The sequence below is a fragment of the Blautia hominis genome (assembly GCA_002270465.1).
GTDB classification, from domain to species: Bacteria; Bacillota; Clostridia; order Lachnospirales; family Lachnospiraceae; genus Blautia; species Blautia hominis.
The window spans coordinates 326,174-350,904 of the sequence record NQOF01000005.1 but is presented as its reverse complement, the minus strand read 5'-3'; the positions used below and the strand labels follow the sequence as shown (position 1 = coordinate 350,904).

Annotated in this window: 26 protein-coding genes; 24 read left to right on the top strand and 2 right to left on the bottom strand. The window is 45.7% G+C overall.

Annotated elements, in window-relative coordinates; translation table 11 throughout:
* Positions 1 to 45: 45 nt before the first annotated feature.
* On the top strand, positions 46 to 1,308 hold the full coding sequence (locus CI595_RS18010; RefSeq protein ID WP_187144039.1) for a M20 family metallopeptidase: 1,263 nt from the start codon (positions 46 to 48) through the stop codon (positions 1,306 to 1,308).
* Positions 1,309 to 1,723: 415 nt separating this feature from the next.
* Here CI595_RS18010 and CI595_RS18005 read toward each other — a convergent pair whose 3' ends face one another.
* A complete protein-coding gene (locus CI595_RS18005; RefSeq protein WP_095175009.1) occupies positions 1,724 to 2,587 on the bottom strand; it encodes an AraC family transcriptional regulator in 864 nt (287 codons plus the stop codon).
* Between the two features lie 374 nt (positions 2,588 to 2,961).
* Here CI595_RS18005 and CI595_RS18000 point away from each other — a divergent pair, with 374 nt between their 5' ends.
* The 14 genes from CI595_RS18000 to CI595_RS17935 all read left to right on the top strand — a co-directional run bounded on the left by CI595_RS18000 (position 2,962) and on the right by CI595_RS17935 (position 17,348).
* On the top strand, positions 2,962 to 3,414 hold the full coding sequence (locus CI595_RS18000; RefSeq protein ID WP_095175008.1) for a VOC family protein: 453 nt from the start codon (positions 2,962 to 2,964) through the stop codon (positions 3,412 to 3,414).
* A gap of 170 nt (positions 3,415 to 3,584) precedes the next feature.
* A complete protein-coding gene (locus CI595_RS17995) occupies positions 3,585 to 5,033 on the top strand; it encodes an extracellular solute-binding protein (RefSeq protein WP_095175007.1) in 1,449 nt (482 codons plus the stop codon).
* Between the two features lie 84 nt (positions 5,034 to 5,117).
* Positions 5,118 to 5,975 carry a carbohydrate ABC transporter permease gene (locus CI595_RS17990; RefSeq protein ID WP_095175006.1) on the top strand — a complete coding sequence of 286 codons (858 nt, stop codon included), beginning with the start codon at positions 5,118 to 5,120 and terminating at the stop codon, positions 5,973 to 5,975.
* Positions 5,976 to 5,987: 12 nt separating this feature from the next.
* Positions 5,988 to 6,872 (top strand): carbohydrate ABC transporter permease, encoded by an 885-nt coding sequence (locus CI595_RS17985; RefSeq protein ID WP_095175005.1) that lies wholly within the window; start codon positions 5,988 to 5,990, stop codon positions 6,870 to 6,872.
* Positions 6,873 to 6,880: 8 nt separating this feature from the next.
* Complete coding sequence (locus CI595_RS17980; protein WP_095175004.1) at positions 6,881 to 7,615, top strand: SDR family NAD(P)-dependent oxidoreductase; 735 nt, start codon at positions 6,881 to 6,883, stop codon at positions 7,613 to 7,615.
* Positions 7,616 to 7,698: 83 nt separating this feature from the next.
* Positions 7,699 to 8,850, top strand: a complete 1,152-nt coding sequence (locus CI595_RS17975; protein WP_095175003.1) for a Gfo/Idh/MocA family protein — start codon at positions 7,699 to 7,701, stop codon at positions 8,848 to 8,850.
* 32 nt (positions 8,851 to 8,882) lie between these two features.
* Positions 8,883 to 9,353, top strand: a complete 471-nt coding sequence (locus tag CI595_RS17970) for a VOC family protein (RefSeq protein WP_095175002.1) — start codon at positions 8,883 to 8,885, stop codon at positions 9,351 to 9,353.
* A 15-nt stretch (positions 9,354 to 9,368) separates the two neighbouring features.
* Positions 9,369 to 10,202, top strand: coding sequence for a sugar phosphate isomerase/epimerase family protein (locus CI595_RS17965; RefSeq protein ID WP_095175001.1), 834 nt, complete (start codon positions 9,369 to 9,371; stop codon positions 10,200 to 10,202).
* A 371-nt stretch (positions 10,203 to 10,573) separates the two neighbouring features.
* Positions 10,574 to 11,929: a GH1 family beta-glucosidase gene (locus CI595_RS17960; RefSeq protein ID WP_095175000.1), complete on the top strand. Its 1,356-nt coding sequence runs from the start codon at positions 10,574 to 10,576 to the stop codon at positions 11,927 to 11,929.
* Between the two features lie 165 nt (positions 11,930 to 12,094).
* Entirely contained in the window at positions 12,095 to 13,555 is a 1,461-nt protein-coding gene (locus tag CI595_RS17955) for an alpha/beta hydrolase (RefSeq protein WP_095174999.1), read from the top strand.
* A 254-nt stretch (positions 13,556 to 13,809) separates the two neighbouring features.
* Positions 13,810 to 14,976, top strand: coding sequence for a radical SAM/SPASM domain-containing protein (locus tag CI595_RS17950; RefSeq protein WP_095175074.1), 1,167 nt, complete (start codon positions 13,810 to 13,812; stop codon positions 14,974 to 14,976).
* A gap of 3 nt (positions 14,977 to 14,979) precedes the next feature.
* The gene (locus tag CI595_RS17945) at positions 14,980 to 15,594 is read left to right on the top strand and encodes a TetR/AcrR family transcriptional regulator (protein WP_095174998.1); all 615 of its coding nucleotides are present in this window, start codon (positions 14,980 to 14,982) and stop codon (positions 15,592 to 15,594) included.
* Between the two features lie 183 nt (positions 15,595 to 15,777).
* Positions 15,778 to 16,908, top strand: a complete 1,131-nt coding sequence (locus CI595_RS17940; protein ID WP_147737744.1) for a M50 family metallopeptidase — start codon at positions 15,778 to 15,780, stop codon at positions 16,906 to 16,908.
* A gap of 113 nt (positions 16,909 to 17,021) precedes the next feature.
* Entirely contained in the window at positions 17,022 to 17,348 is a 327-nt protein-coding gene (locus CI595_RS17935) for a DUF1622 domain-containing protein (protein WP_095174996.1), read from the top strand.
* A 62-nt stretch (positions 17,349 to 17,410) separates the two neighbouring features.
* On the opposite strand, the gene CI595_RS17930 is transcribed toward CI595_RS17935, so the two are convergent.
* On the bottom strand, positions 17,411 to 18,223 hold the full coding sequence (locus tag CI595_RS17930; RefSeq protein ID WP_158661527.1) for an AraC family transcriptional regulator: 813 nt from the start codon (positions 18,221 to 18,223) through the stop codon (positions 17,411 to 17,413).
* 202 nt (positions 18,224 to 18,425) lie between these two features.
* On the opposite strand from CI595_RS17930, the gene CI595_RS17925 reads away from it, so the two are divergent.
* From CI595_RS17925 to rplA, 9 genes are all read left to right on the top strand, one after another.
* The gene (locus CI595_RS17925) at positions 18,426 to 19,706 is read left to right on the top strand and encodes an ABC transporter substrate-binding protein (RefSeq protein ID WP_095174994.1); all 1,281 of its coding nucleotides are present in this window, start codon (positions 18,426 to 18,428) and stop codon (positions 19,704 to 19,706) included.
* 63 nt (positions 19,707 to 19,769) lie between these two features.
* Positions 19,770 to 20,654 (top strand): carbohydrate ABC transporter permease, encoded by an 885-nt coding sequence (locus CI595_RS17920; RefSeq protein ID WP_095174993.1) that lies wholly within the window; start codon positions 19,770 to 19,772, stop codon positions 20,652 to 20,654.
* A gap of 9 nt (positions 20,655 to 20,663) precedes the next feature.
* A complete protein-coding gene (locus CI595_RS17915) occupies positions 20,664 to 21,506 on the top strand; it encodes an MBL fold metallo-hydrolase (RefSeq protein ID WP_095174992.1) in 843 nt (280 codons plus the stop codon).
* Between the two features lie 12 nt (positions 21,507 to 21,518).
* On the top strand, positions 21,519 to 22,346 hold the full coding sequence (locus CI595_RS17910) for a carbohydrate ABC transporter permease (protein ID WP_095174991.1): 828 nt from the start codon (positions 21,519 to 21,521) through the stop codon (positions 22,344 to 22,346).
* A 178-nt stretch (positions 22,347 to 22,524) separates the two neighbouring features.
* Positions 22,525 to 22,674 (top strand): 50S ribosomal protein L33, encoded by a 150-nt coding sequence (rpmG, locus tag CI595_RS17905; protein WP_018597038.1) that lies wholly within the window; start codon positions 22,525 to 22,527, stop codon positions 22,672 to 22,674.
* A 21-nt stretch (positions 22,675 to 22,695) separates the two neighbouring features.
* Positions 22,696 to 22,899, top strand: coding sequence for a preprotein translocase subunit SecE (gene secE / locus CI595_RS17900; protein WP_065543582.1), 204 nt, complete (start codon positions 22,696 to 22,698; stop codon positions 22,897 to 22,899).
* 15 nt (positions 22,900 to 22,914) lie between these two features.
* Complete coding sequence (gene nusG / locus CI595_RS17895; protein WP_065543581.1) at positions 22,915 to 23,430, top strand: transcription termination/antitermination protein NusG; 516 nt, start codon at positions 22,915 to 22,917, stop codon at positions 23,428 to 23,430.
* 81 nt (positions 23,431 to 23,511) lie between these two features.
* Positions 23,512 to 23,937, top strand: a complete 426-nt coding sequence (rplK, locus tag CI595_RS17890; protein ID WP_018597035.1) for a 50S ribosomal protein L11 — start codon at positions 23,512 to 23,514, stop codon at positions 23,935 to 23,937.
* A 79-nt stretch (positions 23,938 to 24,016) separates the two neighbouring features.
* The gene (gene rplA, locus CI595_RS17885) at positions 24,017 to 24,712 is read left to right on the top strand and encodes a 50S ribosomal protein L1 (RefSeq protein ID WP_033139666.1); all 696 of its coding nucleotides are present in this window, start codon (positions 24,017 to 24,019) and stop codon (positions 24,710 to 24,712) included.
* Positions 24,713 to 24,731 lie beyond the last annotated feature (19 nt).

Sequence of the window (24,731 nt, the reverse complement as noted above, 5' to 3'; positions counted from 1 at the left end):
ATCCGGCGGCTGTGTATTTATTCTATTAAGAAAGTGTGAGCGAAAATGAGTAATGTGACAAGAGAAGAAATCCTGAAACTGGCTGAGAGTCAGACAGAAGACTTTATTAAACTGGTATCTGATCTGATCAGGATCCCAAGTGAAAATCCTACCGGAACCCAGAGGGAAGTGGTGGATTTTGTTAAGAATTATCTGAAGGAGGCTGGCATTGCCAGTGAGGAAGTTGCGGCACATCCTGATTTCCCCTGTGTACTTGCAAAGATCGGTAAAGAGGATGGATTCAGTGTTATCTTAAACGGTCATGTGGACGTTGTCCCGGCCGGTGACAGAGAGCAGTGGGAGTTTGACCCGTTCTCCGGGGAAGTGACAGACAAACTGATCCTGGGAAGAGGAACTTCCGATATGAAAGCCGGCGTAGCCGGGCTTCTGTTCGCCATGAAGATCCTCACAGAGTCAAAAGCAGAGTTGAACGGCAATATCCGTCTCCACATTGTTTCCGATGAGGAGAGCGGCGGGGAATACGGTTCCAGATGGCTGTGTGACAATGGGTATGCCAAGGAGGCAAATGCCTGCCTGATCGCAGAGCCAACATCCAACAATACCATCGAGATCGGCCAGAAAGGCGGCCTGACTTTGATCATGAAAGCCAACGGTAAATCCGCACATGGAAGTCTGGGCGGATTTAAAGGGGAAAATGCCATCATTAAGCTTTCCAAGGTACTGGATAAGCTGCAGGGCCTGACAAAGATCGAAGGCCATTTTAAGGACAGCCAGGCTCATGCACTGGAGAATTCCAAGCTCATTGCACAGCAGGAGATTGGTGAACCGGGAATCGGTGAGGTTATCAGCCATGTTTCCGCCAATGTTGGTGTGATCCAGGGCGGAACACGTCCCAATATGGTGCCGGATTACTGTGAGGCGATTGTGGATGTACGTCTTCCGATCGGTGTGGACCATGAGGAGATTGAGGAGATGGTGCGCACCATAATCCGTGAGAGCGGTGAGACAGGCATTGAGTACGAAGCGCAGTGGAAGAGCGAAGGCAACTACACAGACGAGGATGCAGCGATCGTGCAGACCGTGAAGAAGAATGCAGAGGCGTTGTGGGGCATTGATGTGATTCCCGCTTACCAGTGGGCATCCAGTGATGCAAGAGAGTACCGCGCACAGGGTATTCCTACCATTCAGTACGGCCCTTCTAATACGGAGGGAATTCACTCTTATAATGAAAATGTGGATATTGAGGATGCAGTGAATGCGGGCAGGATTTATATTCTGTCACTGTGTGATCTGATGGGGATTGAGTAAGAGTATAAAGAGGATATAGAAGACCGGAAGAGAGATGTGGAATCTTTCTTCTGGTTTTTTTTGTGCAATATTACAGATTGCTTATGCTCTGCGTGAGGGTTATAATATAAAGACGGATAGCCGTGTTGCGGGGTGGGCTGGCCTCTATTCTTTAGAATGGGGGTGATGCTATGAAAAATCATTTCGATTTTCAGGATATAATGACCTTTGGTCTGTTCCTTTTGGCGTTGCTTACATTCATTTTTATGTTTTGTAAGTAAGTCTACATAGAAAAACCACCCTGAAACTTTGACCGGTGGACGGGTGGTCTTTCTGCTCATTATAACGGTCAACTCACCTTGTGGGCGGCTATCCCTTTATATTTTTAATATACCACTTGTTTGCAAAATTGTAAAGAGTAAGTTTGCAAAAATGTTTATCCGGGAAAATGGTCAAACATCTTCCGAAACTGCGACGGCGTACAGTTATTAATCTGCTTAAAGGTCCTGTTAAAGGACGGCAGGCTGGAGAATCCGGACTGGAGGGCTACATCCATAATGGAAAGTTCCGGATTCTCCAGCAGCTCCGTTGCGCGTGATACCCGCAGGGATGTAATATATTCCGGCAGGGACATCTGGTAGTACTCCTTGAAGATCCTGGAGAAATGATACTTGCTGAAACCGGCAAAGGCTGCCAGCTCCTCCAGGCTTATCTGTTCTGTATAATGTTCTTTTATGTATTCTGTAACCCCATCAAATTTTCTGTCATAAGCTTTCTGCTGAGGCGTCTTCTGAGCGGAAAGTGAATTTTCAATCTGATAATTATGTTCCCCTATCACAATAAAAAAATGAAGCAGTTCTTCATACATACGCATTTCCTTAAAGCTGATATCACTGTAAAACAAACCCTTGATCTTTATAAGGATATCCAGTGGGTTGTCTGTAAATGATACCGTATCCGTCACATCAATGACAGGCTGGCAGCAGAGGAGCTGCCTGTGGGTGATAAAATCATGAAGCTGGGGCAGCAGCATGTTGGAAAACTGCAGGACCAGGCAGGGTGCCGTGCTGTTTTTAGTCAGTGCGTGCAGGCTGCGGGGCGGTATGATCACCAGTTGGTTTTCTGTGAGCGGATATGTTTCATTTCCAAGGGTGACAGCCATATCGTTGGACAGCGGCGCAACGATTTCCATAAAACTATGCCAATGCATAGGAAAATGTGAGTAGTAATGCCCAAATGATACATTAATGGACATATCATGCTCAAAGTACATTGGTTCTGACAAATCTGCCTTAATCATAATGAATTACTCCTTTGATTTAATGGTAAAAAGCATAATAATATATTGCATATGATAAATGAATCGACAAAATTTAACAAAGTAAGACAAAAAACATCTATACTGGATATTATAAGTTAAATATTGCGATAAATAAATGTATAAAATGCACAAAAATTATGCTGTAAAAATGTAAATATGTGCCAATAGCATATTAATAATTTGCACTTGCTCAAAATATAAGGCAATAAATGGATTATATATAGCAATTATTTAATAGAAAATCCTTTATTGCGATGCTATAGTAAATATATCAAAACCGAAGCGCGTGTAGGTAAGAGCAAGACATAATCATGACAGAAAATAAATGAGTGCAGAACAGAAAGGAAAATAAAATGGGAATTATTGATGGAAAGACCATTTGCCAGGTGGCATTGGTGGTAAAGGACCTGGACAAAACGGTAGAAGAGTATGCAAAACTGTTCGGGGTTCCAAAGCCGGAGGCATTCCGTGTGCCGGAAGAATCTATGGCACATACACAGTTTAAGGGGGTGCCCAGCAAGACAAGGGCCAGACTGGCGGTTTTCGATTTGGGACAGGTGGTTCTGGAGATTACGGAACCCGATGAGGAGCCCAGTTCCTGGAAAGATTTTCTGGAAAAGAATGGAGACGGTATCCACCACATTGCATTTATGACAGACGACAGGGATGCGGCAGTAAGATACTTTGAGGAAAATGATATGCCGGTCCGCCATTACGGGGAATACGAGGGCGGAAACTACACAGTATTTGACAGCAAGGAAAAACTGGGGACATTTGTACAGGTAAAATACGAACCGAAAAAGTAACGGTACGCAGGTCTGCGTATTCACTGCGCAGACCGTGTGAATGCATTCCGCAGCCAAGTGAAAATCCCGGCGCAGCGGTTCTGCATGGATTTTCACTTGTGACTGTGAGGGGTACGGAACAGTTACCCTCAAAATAAGGTGAATGGGGTAACGCAGGAAAGGAGAAACGTATGAAGAAAAAATTAGCAGCAGCATTATTAACGTTATCTATGGCAGCAGGTACACTGGCCGGATGCGGCGATTCAGCAAGTACATCGGCGGACGGAGGAACACAGCAGCCGGAGGAAAAGACAGAACTGAGCGACGAGGCAAAGAAAGCACAGGAATCTGTGAAGACGAATGCGGAAGAACTGAAAGCATTGGGGCTTGAAGTGGAAGATACAGATTTGACCGGAGAATTTACATACTGGTCTGCGTTTACGGGGGATTCTCAGGTGTGGGACCAGAGCCGTGTAGATGCATTCAACGAATTATATAAAGATAAAGGCATTAAGTGTAACGTACAGTTTGTACCGGACGGAGCAGGTATCAACAACGGAAAACTGCTGTCAGCCATTGCGGGCGGTCAGGCACCGGATCTGGTTATCTGTGACAATGCGGTTTCTGCTTATTCCTACGCGGCAAACGGGAGTTTTGAAATGCTGGAGCCGTATCTGGAGCAGGTAGACCTGAATGTGGACAGCTTTTTCAATGGGTGTAAGGATGTTATATATTATAAGGATGAACCGTATCTGATCCCTCAGGACACCAATGTCATGCTGCTGTATTACAATCCAGATATCGCGAAAGAGGCCGGGCTGGATCCGGAGAATCCGCCAAAAACATTAGAAGAACTGGATCAGTGGGCAGAGGCCATGACCATTCAGAAGGATGACGGGACATATGAAAGATTTGGTCTTATCCCATGGCTGGACTTAAAAGATGACGCTTTTACACTTCCATTTTTCTTTGGTGCAGACGTATATGATTCTGAGACCAACAAACTGAATCTGACATCCCCGGAAGTGGTTTCCTGTATGGAATGGCTGCAGTCCTACGGACAGAAATATGACCCGGAGAGAATCCAGTCCTTTACCTCAGGACTTGGCGGAATGTTTTCACCGGACCATGCATTTATGACAGGTAAGGTAGGCATGACCATCACCGGAAACTGGTTCTCCAATGCGCTGCGTGTATATGCGCCGGATGTAAATTATAAAGCCTGCGCGGTACCGGTCCCGGAGGGCGGAAGGGCTAACAGCACTACGTTCCAAACCAATGTATTTGCAATACCGAAGGGTTCAGAGAATCCCGAACTGGCTGCACTGTTCATTAAATTCTGTATGTCAGGTGCCGTTAATGAGGATAACTTTGCACAGTGGAGAAGTATCCCTACAAGTGACGCGGAGTTTGACAACGTCAGCCTGACAAAAGAAGGCGATGAAATGTATCTGATGGAGAGAGAACTTGCCAACTCACCGGAAAACGGAATACCCGCATTGTGTTCCTGCTCGGCTGAATTGTCCAAAGCATTTGTAACCTTCAGGGAAGGTGTGATTTACGGAAACATCACGGATATTCAGGGAGAACTTCAGAAACTTCAGGATAAATATCAGGCAGAACTTGATAAAGCAGAGTAAGGTCATCTGCGGTTTTTATGGAATACTCTGTGCGGCGCATACGTGCCGCACAGAGAGTTTCATCAGAATGAAAGGAGATTCAAAATGGCAAAACCGGATGGGAAGAGGAAACACAGAAAAGGCCCCAGTCTGGAAGTGATACTTTTATATGCATTTTTGATTGTTTTGGCTATTCTGTTCGTTCTGCCGATATTTTATCTGTTTATGGGATCTTTTAAGGCAGAGAGTGAACTGTTCAGGACGCCGTTTAAATGGCTGCCTGATAAATTCAGGCTGGATAACTTTGTGAATATGTTTTCATCAATTCCCTTTTTTAAGTACTTGAAAAATACAATGATCATTGTGATCTGTAATATTGTCGGTTCTCTTTTATCCTGCTCCCTGGTGGCATACGGATTTTCCAGACTGCGCTGGCCGGGACGTGATAAAGTATTCATTTTAGTACTCATTACCATGATCCTTCCGTATCAGGTAACGCTGGTGCCCCTGTTTCTTATGTTTACCAAGATGAAATGGATCGGGACTTTTCTTCCCCTTACCGTTACCTGCTTTTTCGGGAACCCGTTCTTTATCTTCCTGCTGCGCCAGTTTTTTACAGGGATCCCACAGGACATTTCGGAAGCTGCCCGTATTGACGGGGCCGGAGAATTTACTATCTTCTCAAAGCTGGTTATCCCAATGGCTAAACCTGCGCTGACTACGGTTGCTATTTTTGCATTTATACGATCCTGGAATGATTTCTTAGGACCGCTGGTATTCTTGGGGAAAGATGAACTGTACACACTGTCTTTGGCGGCTTCTATGCTGAAATCCAATCTGGATCCGAACTGGAGTATGCTGTTGGCGCTGGGAGCAGTTATGATCCTGCCGGTATTGATCCTGTTCTTTGTTATGCAGAAGTATTTCATCCAGGGTATTGCCATGTCAGGAATTAAGGGGTAGGAGGGGAAAACAATGAAAAAAATGAATATGAGAAAAAAAGAGGCCATTCATGGGCTGCTGTTTGTTTCCCCGTGGATAATCGGTTTTCTGGTATTTACCTTATTTCCGATCTGTTCCTCCCTGTATTATTCCCTGTGTGACTACCAGGTGATCAAAGATCCTGTCTTTATCGGACTTGACAATTACAAAATGCTGTTTCAGGATAAAACGTTTCTGAAGGCAATGAGTAATACCGTTTATATGATCATTTTTGGAGTCCCTATCACTACATTTATTGCAGTGGCGGTCTCTATTATAATGAATAACAAGAAGTTAAAATACACCGGACCGTTCCGGGTGGCATTTTTTATCCCTACGCTGGTGCCCACAGTGGTGGCATGTCTGCTTTGGATATGGGTCATGCAGCCGGAGACCGGTATTATCAACCGCCTTCTCAGTTATATTGGGATCCAGGGGCCGGGATGGCTTTCCAGCATGTTCTGGTCTAAGCCTGCGCTGATCATTATGATGGTGTGGACCTGCGGCAATGCCATTATTATTTATCTGGCAGGTCTGCAGGATATACCTGACAGTCTATACGAATCCGCAGCTTTAGATGGCGCGGGATTTTTCAGACAGACTTTGTCTGTGACCATTCCGCTTCTGCGCTCTACGATCCTTTATAATGTGGTGACATTGATCATTGCGGTGTTCCAGTGGTTCGCAGAGCCGTACATTATGACAAACGGAGGCCCGGACAATCAGACCATGTTCTATTCCCTGTATCTGTATCAGAATGCATTCTCTTACTTTAAGATGGGATACGCATCCGCTATGGCCTGGATCCTGCTGTTGATCGCGCTGGCAATTATTTTGGTACTTTTCAAGGTCTTCCGGTTCGGGGAGTCAGATTATTAGGAGGCAGTATGATTGGATTAGTGACCGGCGCCAACCGGGGGTTGGGCTATGAGATGGTAAAAGAAGGACTGCTTAGGGGCCACACGATGCTGGCCGGATGCAGGAAAGGCGCAGATGAAGCGTACGCCCGTGATCTGCTGGAGCTGAAAACAAAGTATCCCGACAGCCTTTTGATCATGGAGATGGATGTAACCGATGAAGAGATGGTAAAAGGTGCGGCAGAGCGGCTGCGTCAGAAGTACGGACACATAGATTTTCTTGTAAACAACGCGGGAGTGCTGTTTGAAAAAATGGTAATGCCGGGTGATGCTGTGGCTGACTTAAATGTGGATATGTTCAGAAAGACTTTGGATGTGAACGTGACAGGTACGGCTATTGTTCTGAAATATTTTATCGGTCTGCTGTATGCATCTGAGGATGCATGTATCATGAATATCACGTCCGAGGCAGGACATTTAACGCCTCAGGGCTACAATTATCTGGCATACTCAGTATCAAAACATGCTGCCAATATGTATACGCAGAAAATACGGAACTATCTGGCAGAGGAGAAGGCAGATAGACATATGCGGATCTATATGATCCATCCGGGCCGCATGGATACTATTATGGGAAAAGAGAATGCCCAGATCCCGCCTTCGGAATCAGCCATAGGGCTGTTTGACATTCTGGACAGGAAAAAACAGATACCTGATATGGATGTTCCTTTTATCAACTACAGAGGGGAGCCAATGCCATACTGAGGGGTGAGGAAATAATCTGCTATTTGATCCCGGGACGATAGGCAGGCCCGGAACACATATGGAAATACAATGAGGAATCAGATATGAGAAATGTAAATGTTGGAATACTGGGGTGCGGAGTCATCAGTAATACTTATATCCGGGATATCAAACGTTTTTATCCCTCCCTGCATCTGGCAGCCTGTGCGGATGTGAATGTGGAGCTGGCAAAGAGCCATGCGGAGAAGTACCAGATACCGTCAGGGTGTTCCGTGGAGGAAATGCTTGCCATGGAAGAGGTGGAACTGGTGGTGAACCTGACGCCTCCTCAGTTTCACATGGAATTGAATAAGAAGATACTGCAGGCAGGAAAACATGTATTCTGTGAAAAGCCATTTGCCCCCACCGCTGCCCAGGCCAGGCAGGTTATGGATCTGGCGGATGAGAAGGGGCTTCTTGTGGGAAGCGCGCCGGACACCTTCCTGGGATCTTCCCTGCAGACATGCAGAAAGATCCTGGATGACGGATGGATCGGAAAGCCTCTCTATGTAACTGCCAATATGATGTCAAACGGTGTGGAGACCTGGCATCCGGCACCAGCCAATTTTTACAGGCAGGGGGCAGGGCCGCTGTATGACATGGGTCCGTACTATTTCACGGCTCTGGCAGCGCTGTTGGGTCCGGTGAAAAGGGTCAGCGCTTTTTCCGGTACGGGATTTCCGGTGCGGAAGGTTTACACAGGCCCTCTGAAAGGGCAGGAGGTTCCGGTTGAGACACCCACTCATTATTCGGGAACCGCAGAACTGGCCTCGGGTGTGATCGTGAGCATGAATATCAGTTTTGATATCTGGCATTCCAATCTGCCCATGTTTGAAATATATGGGACAGACGGGACGCTGGAGGTGCCGGACCCCAATATGTCCGGCGGGCGGCCCAGGGTCTACAGGAAGGAAAGGACCCTGGATGTACTGTATGATGACAGCCGGGAGACAAAGGAAAAGCAGGACACGAGTGTGGAACTGCCTGAACTGTATCCCCATATAGGTGATTACACCAGGGGGATCGGCGTTCTGGACTTGGCCTGTGCCATAGATGAGAAAAGGAAGCCAAGGGTTAATGCAGAGATGGCCTGCCATGTGATTGAAGCCATCACGGGTATGATGGAATCAGCACAGGACAAGAAAGTATATGAAATGAAAACTACCTGCGAAAAACCGGAGCCTATAAAAACAGGCACGCCAGCAGGCAGAATATAAAAACAACAAAAAGGAAAAGTGAGGTAAAGAGTATGAGTGCAGTAGTCGGTACAGATTTAGTTTGCCAGGTTGGGTTTATTGTGAAGGATATCAATGCCACAAAGAAGAAATGGGCGGAATTTTTAGGTGTGGAAGAGCCGGAAGCAGCTCTCTGCGGGGAATATGAGACAACGCAGACAGAATTTAAAGGCCAGCCGGCACCGGAGGCCAACAGTTACCTGGCATTTTTTGATGTAGGCCCGGGTCTCCAGCTTGAACTGATCCAGCCAAATGAGGCACCCTCCACATGGAGAAATTACCTGAATGAACATGGAGAGGGCATTCACCATGTGGCATTCAACATAAAGGGAATGAAAATGCCGGAAGCAGTAAAACGCTGTGAGGACTTCGGCATGGTGCTGGAGCAGAAGGGTGAGTACGGCGATGCCAGCGGAAGATATACCTACATGAATGCTTATAAAGACCTGAAATGTATTGTGGAACTGCTGGAGAGCGACAGATAACAGGAGGATATGCGGATGAGACTGGGATTATCCAGCCCTCTGGAGCACAAAAGCCCACGGGAATGGGCTGGGAAGATGCACCGGATGGGATGTACTTCAGTTAATTTCCCTGTGGATCATACCTGTGATGAAGAGCTTCTGGAGGAATATGTAAAGGCAGCTCATGAATATGGACTGACCATCGCAGAGGTGGGCGCCTGGTGTAATCCGATCTCCCCGGATGCCAAAGTCAGGGAGGCCGCTCTTATTAGGTGTATTGAGCAATTAAAGCTGGCTGATAAGATCGGCGCCAGATGCTGTGTCAATGTCTCCGGTTCCAGAGGAGAGCGATGGGACGGCCCTTATAAAGAAAATCTGACACAGGAAACCTGGGATATGGTGGTGGATAGCATACAGCAGATCATTGATGCTGCCGATCCGAAAAAAACTTATTATACCATTGAACCCATGCCTTGGATGTATCCTATGGGGCCGGATGAGTATGTAAAGCTGATCCATGATGTGGACAGGGAGCGGTTCGCCGTGCATATGGATGTGTTCAATTGGATCACGACCCCGGAGAGATATTTTTATCATGAGGAGTTTATGGAAGAGTGTTTTAGCAAACTCGGTTCTTATATCAGGAGCTGCCACCTGAAAGATGTGGTCCTTTTACAGGAATTTACCATGCAGTTTAGGGAGACGGCCTGCGGGAAGGGAACCCTGAATTTGGAAAAATACGCAGAGCTTGCCGGCAGGACAGACCCGGATATGCCGCTGATCATTGAACATCTGGACGGTGATGCGGCTTACTTGGAAAGCCTGGATTATGTAAAACAGCGTTTTGGACGGGCAGGCATCACAATATAAAAGCAGACAGCCGGAGCAAATGCAGGGGGATCCTGCCGCTCCGGTTTATTCATAACAATGGAAAGTTCGCGGAGCGTGCTTTCTGTTGTTTTGTCCGGATCCATTTTATAGTTGTTGAAAACAAGGGATTTTTAGCTTAATATGAATATATAGATCAACATTAGTAACAATTCAGACAGGTCTGCGCATTTACTGCGCTGAGCGTATGAAAAAGTAGTGCCGGCAGGCATGCAGCCCATGGCGAAGCGATTTTTAATGGCTGGATGCGTAACGGTTCAGCTTGTCTGAACTGTTACCAACATACTGTCTGCAGAATTGGATTTGCAGGGCTGTGGATAGTAAGATACCATCATGCAGAGGAGGATTTTTTTATGGGATTTCAGGATGACTTTTTATGGGGGACAGCAACCGCTTCTTATCAGATAGAGGGCGGTGCTTTTGAGGACGGCAGAGGTTACACGGTATGGGATGATTTCTGCAGGACACCCGGCAAAGTATTTTCCATGCACAACGGGGACGTGGCCTGTGACCATTATCACCGTTACAAAGAAGATGTAAAAATGATGGCAGACATGGGGATCCGGGCGTATCGTTTCTCTATTGCCTGGTCCAGGATTTTTCCTGAGGGAAGAGGGGAGATCAACCGGAGCGGTATAGATTTCTACAATGCTCTGATCGATGAACTTCTGAAATACAATATTAAACCGTGTCTGACGCTGTTCCACTGGGATCTGCCCTTTGCCCTGCACCGTCTGGGAGGCTGGCAGAACCCTGAGATCGTGGACTGGTTTGCAGAGTATGCGGCTGTGGCGGCAAAAGCATTTGGGGACAGGGTTAAATTTTTTATGACCTTCAATGAGCCTCAGTGCTTCGTGGGGCTGGGACACGTGAGCGGAGAACATGCACCCGGCAATATTATGTCCCGCCGCAGCGTGCTGGAAATGGCCCATCATGTGATGATGGCACACGGAAAAGCAGTGCAGGCTATCAGAAGCTTGGTACCGGACGCACAGATTGGATATGCGCCAACCTCCAATCCGGTAATTCCGGCAGCGGATACGCCGGAGGATATTGAGGCTGCTAGAAAAGCATATTTTGCCGTGGAGGACAAGCCGGATTATATGTGGTCCGTAAGCTGGTGGAGCGACCCGGTCATGCTGGGCAGATATCCGGAGGACGGGCTGAAGCTGTTTGAAAAGGATTTGCCGGACTTTAAACCGGATGACCTGAAACTGATGCATCAGCCCCTGGATTTTTACGGGCAGAATATTTACAACGGATATAAAGTGAAAAGTGACGGAAAAGGAGGCTGGGAGGCTGTGGAACGCCCTGTAGGGTATCCAAGGACAGGCAACGGATGGCCTGTGGTTCCGGAATCTCTCTATTGGGGGCCGCGGTTCCTCTATGAACGGTATCAGAAACCTATTGTTATCACGGAGAGCGGCTGCTGCTGTGCGGATACGGTGTCTCTGGACGGAAAAGTCCATGACCCGGGCCGGATAGATTTTTATCACAGATATCTGCGGGAGCTTGGCCGGGCTGTTGAGGACGGGGTGAAAGTGGATGGCTATTTTGCCTGGTCCGTGCTTGATAACTTTGAGTGGGCAAAAGGCTATTCAGACAGGTTCGGTATGGTCTATGTGGATTTTGAGACGCAGGAACGCATCCTGAAGGATTCTGCACACTGGTATGCGGAAGTTATCAGAAATAATGGAGCAGATCTGTAGACATAAGAGGGATTGGAACCGCTTGGCGGGTCCGGGTATCTACGTTATTCCCGGTTTTCTGTACTTTGGGTTAAGGCAGTTGTGATTTTAAAGCAGTGTGATATAGTGAGACCAACGTAACTATTTATCAAATCCGCAGATTTACGGCGGTAAGGAGGAATCACTATGAAAAGAAAGATAATGGTAACTGTGCTGAGCGCTGCCGTCATGCTTGCATTTGCAGGCTGTTCCGGCAATGGCAAGGATGCAGGGGACAAAGGCGCTGAGAAGAAGACGGAGGATACACAGGGGGAGGCCGGTGCCCAGAAGGAGGCCGGTGCCCAGGAGAAGGCAGGTGTCCAGGAGGAGGCCGGTGCCCAGGAGAAGGAATCCGGGGCAGCAGGTGAGAGCAGCTCGGATCTTCTGACTACGGCTGAGACGCTTGTAAAAGATTTGATCGAAGGCAATACAGATAACATAAAAGGAAATTATGAGTATACAGAACAGATGAAGTCCGCAGTGGAAAGCGGCCAGTTCCAGGCAGCTTTTCAGGCGGCGCTGGAAGCAGTGGGAGAGCTGAAAGAGGTTCAGCCCGCGTGGGAAGGGGAGCCCCAGTCCGGGTATGACGTGGTACAGGTCCCCTGTGATTTTGCCGTACAGCCCATCAATCTGACCATATCTTTTCTGGAGGGCAAAATAGGAGGCGTTACCACTTCTGTGTATCAGGAAAGCAAAGAAGAGGTCTCCATACCGGAAAATGTGACGGAGACGGATATGGATCTGAGTATAGCAGAGGGGCGTACACTGCCGGGGACTTTTGCAGTACCTAAGAATCTGAAGGAATACCCGGCTGTGGTATTTGTGCATGGTTCCGGCAGCGGTGACAGAAATGAGGCTTCCGGTCAGCTAAAACCGTTTCAGGATTTAGCCTGGGGCCTGGCGAAGCAGGGGATCGCCTCCTATCGTTATGACAAGATATCCTATGTGTATGGAAAAGAGATAGCCGAGGATAAGGATTTTACAGTCTATGACGAAACGGTAAATGATGCGGTTGCCGCTGTTAAAATGCTGCGTGAGCAGGAGGGCGTTTCAAAGGTATACGTGGTGGGACACAGCCAGGGGGCTCAGATGATGGGCGCAATTGCACGTGAGGCCAAGCCGGACGGCTGTGTCATGATGGCAGGTCCCGCCAGAGGGTTTGCGGAGACGCTGGAGCGTCAGTACACGTTTCTTCAGAGCCTGAATCCCAATCCGTCAGAGCAGGAGAAGGCTGTGTATGAACAAGCCTTTGCTGCAGTGGAACAGATGAAAAATATAGACTCCCTCTCCGAAGATGAAAAGATCATGGGTCAGGATCTCACATATATAAAAAGCCTGCTGGATTACGATGCCGTGAAGGAAGCAGAGGATATGACCATGCCGGTGCTTGTCCTTCAGGGCGAGGAGGATTATCAGGTGACTATGGATGATTTCCGGATATGGAAAGACAACTATGAGGGGAAAGACAACTGGCAGTTTGTGTCATTCCCCGGACTGAGCCATATGTTCATGGAGGGCAGATATGAGGACGGCCCGGCCAGTTATCAGGGGGTAAAGCATATCCCTGATGAAGTGACAGATACAATTGCCGGATTTATTAACGGATAAAGAGGTTATTAACGGATAAAGAGGTATTCCTATTTTGCAGACAATCATCGTAGTGCCGGTGATTGTCTGCATTTTTTATGGGAAGTTTTTGGACAGGACCAACGCTGTGTGTAGGATATGGGCGGACTTATGTTTTGTGCGGTCACTTTCACTTGACAGGCTAGTGTGTACTAGCTATAATGAAAGAAAAAAAGGCTAGTGTTCACTAGCTGAAGGCGCCGATGACCCAGACAGAGAAAGGTATGGAAAAGATTATGAAGAGATTACAATTGGAGCAGTATCTTAGCCGCGGAGTGGAAAATATTATAAAAGGAATGAAAAAAGCATCATTCACAAATCCGAGATCAGCCATGTACCTGCTGAAATATGCTAAGGCAGCCGGACGGGCGGCAGGAAAGCGCAGGCAGGCGGAGCAGAACGGGAAACATGTGCCCCCTTTCCTGATCGCCAGCATAACCAGCCAGTGCAATCTTCACTGCAAAGGGTGTTACGCCCGGGCAAATCACACCTGCGGCAGCGAGGCAGTTGGGATAGGGATGCGTGCCGAACAGTGGGATGATATTTTTGCCCAGGCTGAGGACATGGGAGTAGGCTTTATCCTGCTGGCCGGAGGTGAGCCTCTGATGAGACCGGATGTACTGAAAAAGGCAGGAATGCGAAAAAATATCTTGTTCCCTGTTTTCACTAATGGTACTATGATTAATAATGATACATTGCCCCGCTGCGCGGAAGGGGAATCAGTCTCTGAGATGCCTGATAAAGGAGAGGCAGATAGAGGTACATATCTGCAGCTTTTTATGGATAACAGGAATCTGCTGCCGGTTCTCAGTATGGAAGGCGACAGGCAGAGGACAGATGCCAGGCGAGGCAGCGGGATTTATGACGGTTTAATACAGACCATGGAGGATCTGAGGGGCCGGGATATCTTATATGGGGTATCGGTAACCGTGACCAAAGAAAATATGGAGGAGGTTACTGCAGATGCATTTCTTAGCAATCTATCCCTCCTGGGCTGTAAAGCTGTGATCTATGTGGAATACGTGCCGGCAGACAGGGAAACAAGGAATCTGGCGCCGGATGATGGGGACAGGGAATATCTGGCAGACAGGCTGGAGATATTGCGGGAAATGCAGGGAGATATGCTCCTTATTTCGTTTCCCGGGGATGAGAGGGCATCGGGCGGATGTCTTGCTGCGGGGAGGGGATTTTTTCATATCAATGCCAGCGGCGGGGCGGAGCCTTGTCCGTTCTCCCCTTATTCCGATACCAGTCTGCAGGAGACCAGCCTCAGGGATGCTATGGATTCCCCTCTGTTTTGCAGGCTGAGGGAGGACGGCAGTCTCACGGAGATGCATACCGGCGGCTGTGCCTTGTTTGAGCAGGAAAAGAAAGTGAAGGATTACCTGAAAGGGATAGAATGAGTTATGTCAACTAAAGAGCGGATCGTGGAGGAGGCCCTGACACTTTTTTCAAGCAGGGGATACCAGGGCACCAGCGTGAAAAACATTGCGGAGGCAGTGGGGATCAAGGACAGCTCCCTCTACAAACATTTTAAGAGCAAAAAAGAGATCTTTGAGACTATTGTGGAGGAAATGGCAAGAAGGATGGAGGCTATGAGCCATACTTTCGGCCTGCCGGATGACACTTCCATGGAGGAGGCCGCAATTGCATACGGCGGGATAACCGAGAATGAGCTGGTGGAGCTGAGCAAAAAAGTTTTTTTGTTTTACCTACAGGACCCCTTTGCAGGAAGGTTCCGCAGAATGCTGACCATAGAACAGTACCGGGATCAAGTGATCGCAGCGGTTTACCGGAAGATTTATATGGAGGACAGCATCCGTTACCAGACGGTCTTATTCGGTGAGATGATACGTCAAGGCGTTTTTTCAGGGATGGATGCCAGGGCTATGGCAGTGAATTTCTACGCGCCTATATTTTTTCTCCTGAATAAATACGACGGCGGGGACAGTGATGTGGAGGATGGACTTGAGGAACTGGAACGGCAGGTCAGGGAGTTTGTCCGTATTTACCAAAAATAAAAGAGGGCGTATCTGCAGAAGGCTGGCCTGCAGTCCGATATTTTAGCCGGGATACCCCAAGGTGTGTGTGATATAACGTTTGATCGTATGATATGGAACTATAGAGATTAAGAGACGGCAGATTGATCAACAGCCCGGCATATTTAATTTACAGGCTGTTTTCGGAGGATGAATGAGCAGATTATGGGCAGAATAAAAAGGAAAAGACGGAGACCGTGGCCGCAGATGATCGTGGGAGCCCTGATCGGCGGAGCATGCGGGTACTTTGGTATGATGTTTGTGGAGAGAATGCACGGGGGGAAGGTTAGTACTGAGAAAATTGTGGCAGGCCTTGTGTGGATGATCCTGTGCCTTTATGTAGCAGCATTTCTGCAAGTTATTGTACATGAAGGGGGACATCTGGTCTGCGGGCTTCTGAGTGGATACAAATTTTCTTCCTTCCGCGTAGGAAAAGTGATTCTGGTTAAGAAAAGAGACGGGATTAAGCGGGGGCGGTATTCCCTTATGGGAACAGGGGGACAGTGCCTTCTGGCACCGCCGGATTTGGTGAATGGAAGTATGCCCTATATGTTGTACAACCTGGGAGGAAGTCTTTTTAATCTGCTGTTTGCCGGGGCCTCCTTGGTTATCTGTTTTGCGATAGACGGACACGGGTATCTGCAGATCCTGTTTATGGCATTTGTTATCGTAGGTGTCTTTTTAGCGCTGATGAATGGAATACCTATGCAGCTTGGCGGGGTGGATAATGATGGATACAATGCGCTCCATCTGGGGAAGGATAAAGAGGCAGTGCGCTGTCTGTGGCTGCAGTTAAAGATAAATGAGCAGTTTACATTGGGCGTACGCTTAAAGGATATGCCGCAGGAGTGGTTTGAACCTGCGCCGGAAGAGCTGTGGGATAATGCTCTGTGTGCAGCAACCGGTGTGTTTGCCGTCAGCCGTAATATTGACAGGGAGGACTTTCCGGCAGCACTGGAAATAGGGGAAAGGGTGCTGGAGCATGCTTCCGGTCTTATAGGAATCCAGAAATCCATGCTGGAGGCGGAAATGATATTCTGCAGGCTTATGCTGAATGGTCCGGGGGAAGAGGTGCGCAGAGAGTATGAGAAGGCCGGTGTTCAGGAGTTTTTGAAGCGCTCCTCATCCATGCCGTCCGTGCTGCGTATTCAATACGCCTATGAGCTGATTCAGAATCAGGATGGGGAAGCAGCACAGAAATGGCTGAAACTGTTTGAGAGAGCGGGAAAGAACTATCCCTTTGACGGCGATATTGCCAGTGAGAGGGAGCTGATATCTTATGTGGACCATTTGTAACGGTTCGGTACCTTTGCAGTAACTAAAGTTTACATAACACGAAAGAAAAATGAAAGGCTGGCCATACTGACAGCAGACGGATTACTGGTGTTGGCCTGTGGGAAAGGATAGCTATGCTGTTTTTAGAAGAGACTTTGAGGAACATTGTGGATTTGGCAATCCTGTTATTTGAATATATTGGTGTGGGCATTATTATTTTTGCGGGGGTCCGGGGTATCATCCACTATATTAAGCGGGATCCCAATACAAAACTTCTCCTTGCAAAAGGACTTGCCATGGGGCTGGAGTTTAAATTGGGGAGTGAGATTCTGCGCACGGTGGTTGTGAGGGAACTGTCGGAGATCTATATTGTGGCGGGGATCATTGTGCTGAGAGCGATATTGACGATTTTGATTCATTGGGAGATTAAGAATGATGAAGAGAAGGAACAGGTAATGTGATAGCCTGTTCCTTCTCTTTGCTTAGTTTTGTACGGTGTATTATAAGGATACCAAGGCAACTCCTATTTTCTGAAGCAGGAAGGACTCCTTCCCAAATTACGTTTAAACACCTTAAAAAAATGCGATTCATACTCATATCCGAGAAGATAGGCAATTTCTTTATAAGGCATATCTGTCTGTGTGATAAATTCTACAGCTTTTTCCATTTTCAGCTTTTCTATATATTGATGCGGGGAGATTCCCAGCTCTTTTATAAAACAGCGGTATAACTGAGACGCACTTATATTGCATTCCTCCGCTAAATCCTGTACACGAAGGGGAATACGGAAATTGTGTTCAATAAAGCGTGTGGCGATTGTTACATAATTTTGTAATACAGGATTCAGACTGTCTTTATTATAATTTATAATACAGGCAGCAGCCTGATAAAAATGACCCAGAAGAACCTCCTGGGCACGCTGCGGATATCTCACTTCTTTGAACATAGATTCCATATGTGTGATAAGAGAATCATCTTTATCATAATGAAAGACCGGATTCTCAGCACTCAGATTCATGCGGTTAAGAAAATAGTCTGCCTTTTTCCCCCAGAAACCTACCCAATATACACTCCAAGGTTCTGTTTCATCGGCCTGATAGATAACCATAGTGCGGGCAGGAACAAGAAAACCGTCCTTAGCGTGAAGATGATAAGTGCAGTCATTTACTTTGTAAATACCCTGTCCGGAAATTATGTAGTGAAGTATATAGTATTCCCGCCAGTCATATCCGTAGGTATATCCGGCTGAATTTCTGGAGAATCCCACATTATTAATCACAATATCCAGATTTTTGTCAAAATCTTTTTCGTCCAGAAAGAAATCATTTGTAAACATGGTGCACATCCTTTTCTTCATATTGACCTTTTATTACAGTTTAATATATAGTTTGTCAGAATGCAAGAAATGTATAATAAAACAGTGGATTTGTTGATGATAATAAGAAAATAAAAGTCTTATAATATGAAATATAAAACAGCGGATACCAAAGAAAAAAGACATGTATTTACTTCTAATAATCAGAAAAGGAGAGAAAAAAATGTATAAGAAAAAATTGGAAAAATTATTGGCGGCAGGGTTAGGCATCATGATTGGGATCACTGCATTGGCAGGATGCGGAAATGGCAGTGATTCCGTAAAATCAGGAGAAGAGGAGGGTGGTAAAGTAACTTTGACATTTTCTATATGGGATAAACTGCAGCAGGAGGGAATGCAGGATATGGTGAATGCCTTCGAGAAGCAAAATCCGGATATAAATGTGAAGGTAGAATACACACCGTGGGAACAGTATTGGACAAAACTTCAGGCCTCCGGAACAAGTGACAGTCTCCCGGATATCTTCTGGATGCATCCGGAACAGGTATATACATATGTGGATGGGGAAAAGCTTTTGGACTTGACAGATAGAATTGAGAAAAGTTCAATTGCGGATTTAAGTAAATTTCCCCAGAATATCAATGATGATTTTAATGTAGAAGGAAAGCAGTATGCAATTCCCAAGGATTACTCCACTTTCGGATTGTGGTATAACAAAGATATTTTTGACGCCCGCGGAATGGATTATCCGGATGACACATGGGACTGGGATAAATTGAAAGAGGCAGCCGGGCAACTGACAGATAAGGAAAAAGGCATTTACGGGCTTCTTGTCCAGTATAACACGAACGATGCTGCGTATCATTATATTTGGCAGAATGAGGGTGAAATTATCAGTGAAGATGAGACGAAATCCCTGTTTGATGATGCAAATACAATAGATGCTGTTAAATATATGGTCGATTTCATTGAGAATGGATATTCTCCGACGATGACAGACTATGCAAATACAACAGCCGACCAATACTTTGAGTCAGGAAAAGCCGCAATGCATATAGGTGGCTCCTGGATGGCCAGTGAATATATGGGGATTGAAGGACTAAACTGTGATGTGGCTCCATTGACGAAAGGAAAGATCAGAGCAGACCTCTGCGGAGGTATGGGATATAGCATAGCAGCTAATACACCTCATCCAGAAGAGGCGTGGAAGTTTGTAGAATATCTGTCGGGTGAAGAAGCTAATACAATACAGTCAAAGTCGGGCGCCGCTATATCAGCTTATAAAGGAACACAGACGTCATGGGTGGAACGTTTTCCCAAAATCAATGCGCAGGTATTTGTTGATGCCTCTGAATACGGATTTTCCAGTCAATATTGTGCAACCAGAAGTGAATGGATCAACATTGAAGAGGATTATATGACACAAATTTTTTCGGGTACACTTCCTGTTGAAGAGGGATGTAAGGAATTGGCTGAAAAAATCAATGAAGTGCTTCAGAAATAAAGAGTTTTTTGTGATTTAGTTGGAACCGGCAGGAACAATTCCTGCCGGTGAGGGAGGCGGAAAATGAAGAAACAACATATGAAGAAGTATATGTGGGCATATGGATTTATTGCGCCGAGTTTAATCCTGATTTGTATTTTGAACTTGTGGCCGATCATCCAGACATTTTATTTAAGCTTAAATGAGGTTAAGGGATTTCAGAATCCGGTTTTTATAGGACTTTTAAATTACAAAACTTTGTTTCACGACAGTGAATTCTGGCGGTCACTTTTTAATACCTGCATCTATACAATTATAACAGTGCCGGTAGGTGTTTCGCTATCTTTGCTTACAGCTGTGTTTTTGAATATGTCTATCAAGGCAAAATCTTTATATAGGGTATTGTATTTTCTTCCTGTAATATCCGCGCCGGCAGCCGTAGCCATGGTTTGGAGATGGTTGTACAATTCGGAGTTTGGTTTTATCAATTATTTCTTATCTGTTTTTCGCATTCAGGGTCCTAACTGGATAGCGGACAGCCATACGGTTTTAATTTCTGTGATGATTGTCGGTATATGGTCATTAGTTGGGTATAATATGGTAATTCTTCTAGCCGGACTTCAGGATATCCCAAGGTCTTATTACGAAGCGGCCCAGATTGACGGTGCAACTTCTGTGAAACAATTTTTGCACATAACGGTACCTTTGGTTTCGCCAACCCTATTTTTTGTTGTCCTGACTACGATGATTAGTTCCCTTCAGGTATTTGATCATATTTTTATGATGCTGGACAGCACAAACCCTTCATTAAAGTCAGGTGAATCCATTGTATATCTTTTTTATAAATATACGTTTGCCAATAATAATAAGGGTTATGGTTCTGCCATTGCTACGGTACTGCTGTTTCTGGTATTAATTCTAACAGTAGTTCAAATGAAGGTGCAGAAGAAATGGGTCCACTATCAATAGGAGGGAAACATGGAAGAAATAGAAATAACTGAACTTTGCCCGGACATATGGGCTATTAACGAGATGGATAAGGTGACCATGTATCTAATCAATGGGACGAAAACAGCATTGCTGATAGATACCGGTCTGGGAATTACAGATTTAAAAAAGGTTATAACGGATAAATGTGGTGAGAAACGTGTAATGGTCATTAACACGCACGCGCATCTGGATCATAATTCGGGAAATAATCAGTTTGATACGGTATATGTAGGAAGATTTGATGAACCATATTCACATATACCGGTTGGAGAACAGGAGCGCAGGGTTATGCAGGAGTATTATATTGATCAGATACCTGTATGTGAAACTGCCAGGCAAAAGTGGGCACCCGGAATTGCAGGAAAAGTAAAGACTTTAAAAGATGGGGATATTATTGATATAGGTAAATATGTATTTAAAGTTTTGGAGATACCCAGCCACAGTATAGGCTCTATTGCTTTGATCGAGGAACACTTTCAGTGGGTTTTCACAGGAGATGTACTCCTTACCTGGGAGGCCTGGGGACATTTGGGACCTGGAATGCTCAGCCCGTCTGTAACCTTAAAAGAGTATAGGGAAAGCCTTAGGAAACTTACGCATTACATAAATGAGGAAACAAAAATATTTCCATCACATGGCAAAAGGGATAATCCTTACAGCTGCACACAATATATACTTCCATCAGAAATAGTTTATATTTATCTGGAGGGTATTACAAAAATCATTGACGGAAAATGGACAGGGGATTTTTATAGCTGTGAATTTCACGATGGACTGGTAAAAAAATTTGACGTTGGCGGAATTGTATATGATAAAAGCAGAATAGGATAATGGGGTGGAGATATGAAAAGAAAACTGGATAAAAGCCATTTGGTGGTATATTTACTTCTGTCATTAGGAGCTGTTGTGATGATATTTCCTTTTTTGTGGAGTCTTCTTACATCATTTAAGTCCCTTTCAGAGTCTTTAAAAGTACCTCCTGCTGTTTTTCCGGAAACGTGGAATCCGGTAAATTATAAAGATGTGTGGAATACGCTTCCCTTTACAAGTTTTTTTGTAAATACAGTCCTTATGATATTGCTCAGAATTGTGTTTTCTACAATATTAAGCGCTTTGGCTGCCTATGCATTTGCACGTATGGAATTTCCTTTCAAAAATCTGCTTTTTATTCTGGTACTTATGCCAATGATGGTACCTTCCCAGATTTTTATTCTGCCCCAGTATTTAATTGTTTCCAATCTGGGATGGCAGAATACAATCAAGGCATTGGTTGTACCGGGTATTGCCAGTACATTCGGTATTTTTCTTCTGCGGCAGTTTTTCATGGGGATACCCAAAGAGCTTGAGGAAGCTGCAGTATTAGATGGCTGCAATCCAGGGCAGACATTTCTAAAGGTAATGCTGCCGCTGACGAAATCCGGGATAGTTTCTTTGGCTATTTTTACGGCACTCTTTGCTTATAAAGATTTATTGTGGCCTCTGGTTGTCAATACTTCGGTGGAAAAAATGCCGCTTTCTTCAGGACTGGCAATGCTTCAGGGGCAGTATACTACAAATTATCCGCAGCTTATGGCGGGATCAGTTATCGCGATCATTCCTATGATAATATTGTTTCTGCTTTTTCAAAAACAGTTTGTGGAGGGAATTGCTACCACGGGAACAAAAGGATAAAATTTATTGACAAAGACCTCTTTCTGTGCTAAACTGGACAAGCGACAGTGGAAGTAGGTCTTTTTTTTGTGCCTAATTTTCAGGAACAAAAGAGATCTTGTCGCAGGAAACCGAAACGTTGCATGCGGCAGAGACGTGAATCTGCCGGAGATAAAAGACACATGGAGGTGGAGAAGTCGTGCGCGTAAAAATAACATTGGCATGTACTGAATGTAAACAGCGTAATTACAACATGACAAAGGAAAAGAAGAACCATCCGGAACGTATGGAGACAAAAAAATACTGTAAGTTCTGCAAGGCTCACACAATGCACAAAGAAACCAAATAATTGGGCTCGAGAGGTGAAGCTATGGATGCAGAAAAGAAAGTAAAAGCTCCTAAGAAGAACTGGACCAAAGGGCTTCAGGCTGAATTCAAAAAAATTATCTGGCCTGACAGGCCGACGCTGGTTAAACAGACGGTTGCGGTTGTAGCGATCACTGCCATCTTGGGAGTGCTCATTTCCGTGATTGACAGCGGCGTCCTGCAGATTCTGAATCTATTAATCAAATAAGGACAAGGTGATTTTATGTCAGAAACAAATTGGTATGTTGTACATACCTATTCAGGGTATGAGAACAAGGTAAAAGCCAACATTGACAAGACAATTGAAAACAGACACCTGGAAGATCAGATTTTGGAAGTCCGTGTTCCCATGGAGGACGTTGAGGAAATGAAAAACGGCCAGAAGAAGCTGGTGCAGAAGAAGATGTTTCCGGGCTATGTCCTTATTAACATGGTGATGAATGATGATACCTGGTATGTTGTAAGAAACACGCGCGGTGTCACAGGATTCGTTGGTCCGGGGTCAAAACCGGTTCCTTTGACAGAGGAAGAGATGGACCGTCTGGGTATCCGGAACGTTACAGTCCAGATCGACTTTGAAGAAGGTGACAGTGTTGTTGTTACAGGCGGAGTTTGGAAAGATACCGTGGGCGTTGTCCAGAGTATCAATGAATCCAAACAGATTGTGACAATAAATGTTGAGCTGTTTGGCCGCGAAACGCCAGTTGAAATCAGTTTCGCAGAAGTTAAGAAAATGTAACGAAGATGAAAGGGCCATACGTCACATGGCTCGTGGGAGGGAAATCCCCGACATTACCACATAATTAGGAGGTGCCGAAAAATGGCAAAGAAAGTAACAGGCTATATTAAATTACAGATCCCTGCTGGAAAGGCAACACCAGCACCACCGGTTGGACCTGCTCTGGGTCAGCACGGTGTAAACATTGTACAGTTTACAAAGGAATTCAATGCGAGAACAGCAGATAAGGGAGATTTGATCATCCCGGTTGTTATCACAGTATATGCGGACAGAAGTTTCAGCTTTATAACCAAAACTCCGCCGGCAGCAGTTCTGTTAAAGAAAGCCTGCAACCTGAAATCCGGTTCAGGTGTTCCGAACAAAACTAAAGTTGCTACAATTTCCAAGGCTAAGATCCAGGAAATCGCAGAGATGAAAATGCCGGACTTAAATGCAGGTTCCTTAGAAGCAGCAATGAGCATGATTGCAGGTACTGCAAGAAGTATGGGAATCACTGTAGAGGAATAAGGCCAGGCCTTGCCTTTTGAACTATTGAAACGAACGTGGGAGGGACATTCCCGCAATTACCACTAGGAGGTTATTTAATATGAAACGCGGAAAGAAATATGTAGAGGCTGCAAAAGCAGTTGATCGCGCAAACTTATATGATACAGAAGAAGCTATCGCTTTAGTTAAGAAAACAGCAGTAGCTAAATTTGACGAAACAATCGAAGCTCATATCAGAACAGGTTGTGATGGACGTCATGCAGACCAGCAGATTCGTGGTGCAGTTGTACTGCCGCACGGAACCGGTAAAACTGTTCGTGTATTAGTATTTGCAAAGAATGCCAAAGCTGATGAGGCTCAGGCTGCCGGTGCAGACTATGTTGGAGCTGAGGAACTGATTCCGAAGATCCAGAACGAAGGCTGGTTAGATTTCGACGTTGTTGTTGCTACACCGGACATGATGGGTGTTGTTGGACGTCTGGGTCGTGTACTCGGACCAAAAGGCTTAATGCCAAACCCGAAAGCCGGAACCGTAACAATGGACGTTACAAAAGCTGTTCAGGATATCAAAGCTGGTAAGATTGAATATCGTCTTGATAAAACAAACATCATTCACGTGCCAATCGGAAAAGCTTCTTTCACAGAGGAGCAGTTAGCGGACAACTTCCAGACGCTCATGGGAGCTATCACAAAGGCTAAGCCAAGCACACTGAAAGGTCAGTACCTGAAGAGTGTTACACTCGCTTCCACAATGGGACCGAGCGTTAAGCTTAACCCGGTTAAGTTAGCTCAGTAATAGATGAAATAAAAAGGGG